At 68.9% G+C, this 547-nt stretch carries 1 protein-coding gene; it reads right to left on the reverse strand.

The annotated features are described in order from the left end of the window. Nucleotides 1-418 (reverse strand): dienelactone hydrolase family protein (locus tag H7J73_RS33235; protein ID WP_264072124.1); only part of this gene is annotated, 418 nt, incomplete at its 3' end. Nucleotides 419-547: the final 129 nt, after the last annotated feature.

Genomic DNA, 547 nt, shown 5'->3' on the forward strand with positions numbered 1-547 from the left:
GCAGGTCGATCGCGAGGGCCGAATATCCGATACCGGCGAACCGGCCGGCGACCGAGCGGATGTGGTCGGTGAGTCCCTTGTTCTCGTGGATCACCAGAACGCCGCCTCTGGGTTGCGGGGCGGCGGCCCAGGCTCCCCGCAACTCACCGCCTTCCCCGGTCCAACTCACCTCACTGGTGGGCAGTGCGCCCCGGATCCCCGGTGGCTCGGCCAGTTTCGGGGCTGCGCCAGACGTCGCACCGGGTGCCGAACCGACAGCTGACTCCTTCGTTTCCCCGCACGCCGCGATGAGTGCAGCAGCCGCGGTGGCGCCGATTCCCAGCAGACCCAACCGGCGCAGGGCCTCGCGGCGTGACAGCAACCCGTCGAGGTGGTCGGTTGCGATTTCCTCAGCGATGTAGCGCTGCAATGGGGTCACCTCGGCAAGTATGCGCCGATATCCCGAACCGCAGCTATGGACGCGCATTCGGCGGGATACTCGTTCGATGGGCTGGACACCGGACCCGGACGCGCTGCGGGGCCGTATCGCCGTGGTGGCCGGGGCCAC

It is taken from the genome of Mycolicibacterium komossense, from assembly GCF_025822605.1.
Classification (GTDB): Bacteria; Actinomycetota; Actinomycetes; order Mycobacteriales; family Mycobacteriaceae; genus Mycobacterium; species Mycobacterium komossense.